Genomic DNA, 1,055 nt, shown 5'->3' on the forward strand with positions numbered 1-1,055 from the left:
GCATAGGCCCCAACGACATCGKCTTGCAAAAACTGTTTGACCGCGTGGTGCCCAAGAACGAGCGCGGCGAGGCATTGCCGCCTGCATCGCGCGAAGTGCAGGAAGTCATCCTGGCGACCAATTTCACGGCCGAAGGTGAAGCCACTGCACACGTGATTGCACAGGCGCTGAAAAGCCGCGGCGTCCAGGTGACGCGCCTGGCGCGCGGAGTGCCGGTGGGCAGCGAACTTGAATACGTAGACCTGGGCACCATTGCCCACGCGTTGGTGGACCGCAGGTGAGGGCGGTGTTTTTAGTTTTATCTTGACAGCTTCATGCCCGCAGCGGGCGACCATAACGAAAGGAACTCACCATGACATTCGCACGCTTCACCATTGCCTACTGGTGTGTTCTGATTGCGGCCCTGTTGCCCATTGTGTGTGCCGCCATTGCCAAATACGGCACGATGAGCACCCCGCGGCGTGATGGTGGATATGACAACCACAACCCGCGAGGCTGGCTGGCGCAGCAAACCGATTGGCGTGCCCGGGCCAACGCCGCGCAAGCCAACACATTCGAGGCGCTGCCCTTTTTCTTTGCAGCAGTCATCATTGCGCACGTCCTGCAGGCGGGGCAGACACGGCTGGACATCCTGGCATTGCTCTTTGTCGTGCTGCGCATTGCCTACATCATGATGTACATCGCTGACCTGGCCAAAGCCCGCTCTGCCATCTGGGCGTGTGCACTTTTTATCAATATCGTCATTCTTTTTTCCGGCTTTCGTTGACACATGCGTCGGGCGTGTGAAAGTTACCTCTGGTAACGCGATCACCTTCGGTAAAAACCCGCACGGGATGACCCCGATGCGGGTTTTTTTATGCCTCGATAAGCTTGTGACATCAAAAAAAGAGAGAGGCTTGCATGAATCGCCAACCCCTGATTTCCCGCCGGGCTTTTGCCGGTGGCACCGCACTGGCAGCAGCAACGCTGGCATTGCCGGCGCTTCGCGCGCAACCCAGGCTCGAGAAAACAAAAATTGCGTTGGCGGTCGGCGGCAAGGCGGCGTTCTATTACCT

General features: G+C 58.2%; 2 protein-coding genes. Both read left to right on the forward strand.

All coding sequences use genetic code 11. The features are described 5' to 3' along the window. Positions 1–281, forward strand: a 281-nt coding sequence (locus tag AC1D1X_RS24200) for a toprim domain-containing protein (RefSeq protein ID WP_477699472.1), incomplete at its 5' end; no start/stop codon positions are given. Between the two features lie 71 nt (positions 282–352). Continuing rightward, entirely contained in the window at positions 353–766 is a 414-nt protein-coding gene (locus AC1D1X_RS24205; protein WP_457278637.1) for an MAPEG family protein, read from the forward strand. The last annotated feature ends 289 nt before the right edge of the window (positions 767–1,055 follow it).

It is taken from the genome of Polaromonas sp. P1_G4 (assembly GCF_056405475.1).

What these genes read in the sequence shown, in the direction of transcription:
- AC1D1X_RS24205 (WP_457278637.1), top strand. Translation starts at nt 353, where the DNA reads ATGACATTCGCACGCTTCACCATTGCCTACTGGTGTGTTCTGATTGCG.